The 4217-nt window shown below is 72.2% G+C and carries 2 protein-coding genes; both read left to right on the top strand.

The window, feature by feature from the left end; all coding sequences use genetic code 11:
- Positions 1-2385, top strand: a 2385-nt coding sequence (locus ACFU8Q_RS39740; protein ID WP_384464591.1) for a [protein-PII] uridylyltransferase, incomplete at its 5' end; no start/stop codon positions are given.
- Positions 2386-2625: 240 nt separating this feature from the next.
- Entirely contained in the window at positions 2626-4176 is a 1551-nt protein-coding gene (gene ffh, locus ACFU8Q_RS39745) for a signal recognition particle protein (RefSeq protein ID WP_384464594.1), read from the top strand.
- Positions 4177-4217 lie beyond the last annotated feature (41 nt).

Below are 4217 nucleotides of genomic sequence, written 5' to 3' on the forward strand. Positions count from 1 at the left end.
CTCCAGGAGAAGGCGCAGCCCGGGCCGCCGCGCCGTGCGGCCCTCGCCGCGCTCACCGACGACTGGCTCACCGCGCTGTTCACCACCGCCGCCGAACAGACCGGCATCCGCGGCGCCGCCCTCGTCGCCGTCGGCGGCTACGGGCGCGGCGAACTCTCCCCGCGCAGCGACCTCGATCTCCTGCTCCTGCACGACGGCAACGCCGACGCCGGAGCCATCGCCTCCCTCGCCGACCACATCTGGTACCCCGTCTGGGACCTCGGCCTCGCCCTCGACCACTCCGTACGCACCCCCGCCGAAGCCCGGAGAACGGCCGGCGAGGACCTCAAGGTCCAGCTCGGACTGCTCGACGCCCGCCCCGTCGCCGGAGACCTCGGCCTCGTCGCCGCCCTGCGCACCGCGATCCTCGCCGACTGGCGCAACCAGGCCCCCAAACGCCTCCCCGCCCTCGACGAACTCTGCCGGGAACGCGCCGAGCGCCAGGGCGAGCTCCAGTTCCTCCTCGAACCCGACCTCAAGGAGGCCCGCGGCGGACTGCGCGACGCCACCGCCCTGCGCGCCGTCGCCGCCTCCTGGGTCGCCGACGCCCCCCGCGAAGGCCTCGCCGAAGCCCGCCGCACCCTCCTCGACGCCCGCGACGCCCTCCACCTCACCACCGGACGCGCCACCGACCGCCTCGGCCTCCAGGACCAGGACCAGGTCGCCACCGCCCTCGACCTCCTCGACGCGGACGCCCTGCTCCGCCAGGTGTACGAGGCAGCCCGCACCGTCTCGTACGCCACCGACGTCACCTGGCGCGAGGTCCACCGCGTCCTGCGCGCCCGGTCCGTACGCCCCAGGCTGCGCGCCATGCTGGGCGGCGGCAGGACCGCCGCGACCGAGCGCACCCCGCTCGCCGAAGGCGTCGTCGAGGCCGACGGCGAAGTCGTCCTCGCCCGTAGCGCCCGCCCCGAACGCGACCCCGTGCTCGTCCTGCGCGCCGCCGCCGCGGCCGCCCAGTCCGAACTCCCGCTCTCCCGCCACGTCGTACGCCACCTCGCCACCACCGCACGCCCACTGCCGGTGCCCTGGCCCGCCGAGGCCCGTGAGGAACTCGTCACCCTCCTCGGCGCGGGCGAGGCGACCGTCCCCGTCTGGGAAGCACTCGAAGCCGAAGGACTGATCACCCGACTGCTCCCCGACTGGGAACGCGTCCACTGCCGACCCCAGCGCAACCCCGTCCACACCTGGACCGTCGACCGTCACCTCGTCGAAGCGGCCGTACGCGCCTCCTCCCTCACCCGCCGCGTCGGCCGCCCCGACCTCCTACTCGTCGCCGCGCTCCTGCACGACATCGGCAAGGGCTGGCCCGGCGACCACTCCGTCGCCGGTGAGGTCATCGCCCGCGACATGGCCGCCCGGATCGGCTTCGACCAGCACGACGTGGGCGTCGTCGCCACCCTCGTACGCCACCATCTGCTACTCATCGAGACCGCCACCCGACGCGACCTCGAGGACCCGGCGACCGTCCGCTCCGTCGCCACCGCCGTGGGCACCACCGCCACCCTGGAACTGCTGCACGCCCTCACCGAGGCCGACGCACTCGCCACCGGGCCCGCCGCCTGGTCCACCTGGCGCGCATCCCTCGTCGCCGACCTCGTCGAACGCGTCGCCGCCGTGCTCGCCGGCCGGGCCCCGGAAGAACCGGAACCCGTCGCGCCCAGCGCCGAACAGGAACGCCTCGCCATCGAGGCCCTGCGCACCGGTGAACCCGTCCTCGCCCTGCACGCCCAGGCCGAGACCCCGAACGAGGACGGCGAACCCGAACCCGTCGGCGTCGAACTCCTCATCGCCCTGCCCGACCGCCCCGGCGTGCTGCCCGCCGCGGCGGGCGTCCTCGCCCTGCACCGCCTCACCGTGCGGGCGGCCGATCTGCGTGCCGTGGAACTCCCCACCGAACTCGGCGCGGGCGACGCCGCCGACGTGCTGCTGCTCAGCTGGCGGGTCGCGGCCGAATACGGCTCGCTGCCGCAGGCCTCCCGACTCCGCGCCGACCTCGTACGCGCCCTGGACGGCTCCCTCGACATCCGCGCCCGCCTCGCCGAACGCGAGGCGGCCTACCCGAGGCGACGCGGGGTGAAGGCCCCGCCGCCGAGGGTGACGGTCGCGGCGGCCGGCTCACAGCTCGCGACGGTGATCGAGGTACGGGCCCAGGACGCCCCCGGGCTGCTGCACCGGATCGGCCGGGCGCTGGAACAGAGCGGGGTACGGGTACGCAGTGCGCATGTGTCGACGCTGGGGGCGAACGCGGTGGATACGGTCTACGTCACACGTGAGGACGGCTCGGTGCTGCCGGGCGCGGAGGCGGCGGCACTGGTCAAGGCCCTGGAGGATGCCTTGCGGTGAGGCGTGGGGGGCCGTTCACGCCGTCGCCGCATGATGGGAATGCTCCCCGTCGGCCGGAGGAGGTCCGGGCGTCCACCGCGTTCACGCCCGGTGCGGACCCGCTCCCGGCATCCGCGGGGAGTCGTGTGACCGTGGCCGCTGCCCGGGATTTCTCCCGGCAGGGGTCATCGTTTCTCCCGAGCCGGATACCCTGGGGTACCGAATCCACTTTGCCCCCGACCCTGAGGACCGACGAGCGCCGTGTTCGATACTCTCTCCGACCGCCTTGCCGCGACTTTCAAGAACCTCCGGGGCAAGGGCCGCTTGTCCGAGGCGGACATCGACGCCACGGCCCGCGAGATCCGTATCGCCCTGCTCGAAGCAGATGTAGCGCTGCCCGTCGTCCGCGCCTTCATCGCCAACGTCAAGGAGCGGGCGCGCGGCGTCGAGGTCTCCCAGGCGCTGAATCCCGCCCAGCAGGTCGTCAAGATCGTCAACGAGGAGCTCGTCGGCATCCTCGGCGGCGAGACCCGGCGGCTGCGGTTCGCCAAGAACCCGCCCACCGTGATCATGCTCGCGGGTCTCCAGGGTGCCGGTAAGACCACCCTCGCCGGAAAGCTCGGCCTCTGGCTCAAGGGCCAGGGCCACTCCCCGCTGCTCGTGGCCTGTGACCTCCAGCGCCCCAACGCCGTCAACCAGCTCAGCGTCGTCGCCGACCGCGCGGGCGTGGCGGTGTACGCCCCCGAGCCGGGCAACGGCGTCGGCGACCCGGTCCAGGTCGCCAAGGACTCGATCGAGCACGCCAGGTCCAAGCAGTACGACGTCGTGATCGTCGACACCGCCGGCCGTCTCGGTATCGACCAGGAGCTGATGCAGCAGGCCGCGGACATCCGCGACGCCGTCGGCCCCGACGAGATCCTCTTCGTCGTCGACGCGATGATCGGCCAGGACGCGGTCAACACCGCCGAGGCCTTCCGTGACGGCGTCGGCTTCGACGGCGTGGTGCTCTCCAAGCTCGACGGTGACGCCCGCGGTGGTGCGGCCCTGTCGATCGCCCACGTCACGGGCAAGCAGATCATGTTCGCGTCGAACGGTGAGAAGCTCGAGGACTTCGACGCCTTCCACCCCGACCGCATGGCGTCCCGCATCCTCGACATGGGTGACCTGCTCACCCTGATCGAGCAGGCGGAGAAGACCTTCAGCCAGGAAGAGGCCGCCAAAATGGCCTCCAAGCTGGCGTCCAGCAAGGGCAAGGACTTCACGCTCGACGACTTCCTGGCCCAGATGGAGCAGGTCAGGAAGATGGGCTCCATCTCCAAGCTGCTCGGGATGCTGCCCGGCATGGGGCAGATCAAGGACCAGATCAACAACATCGACGAGCGCGACGTGGACCGTACCGCCGCGATCATCAAGTCGATGACCCCGAAGGAGCGCGCCGAGCCGACGATCATCAATGGTTCGCGCCGGGCCCGGATCGCGAAGGGCTCCGGTGTCGAGGTCAGCGCGGTGAAGAACCTGGTGGAGCGGTTCTTCGACGCGCGCAAGATGATGTCGAAGATGGCGCAGGGCGGCGGCATGCCGGGGATGCCCGGGATGCCGGGCATGGGCGGCGGTCCCGGCCGGCAGAAGAAGCAGGTCAAGCAGGCCAAGGGCAAGCGCAAGAGCGGCAACCCGATGAAGCGCAAGGCCGAGGAGCAGGCCGCGGCGGCCCGTCGCGAGCAGGCGGCGGTGCAGGGCGGCGCGTTCGGTCTGCCGGCGCAGGAAGACAAGAACTTCGAGCTGCCGGACGAGTTCAAGAAGTTCATGGGCTGATCGCCCGACGGCACATGCGTGAGGGGCGCCCACCGACGGTG

This window comes from Streptomyces sp. NPDC057543, assembly GCF_042801895.1.
GTDB lineage: Bacteria > Actinomycetota > Actinomycetes > Streptomycetales > Streptomycetaceae > Streptomyces.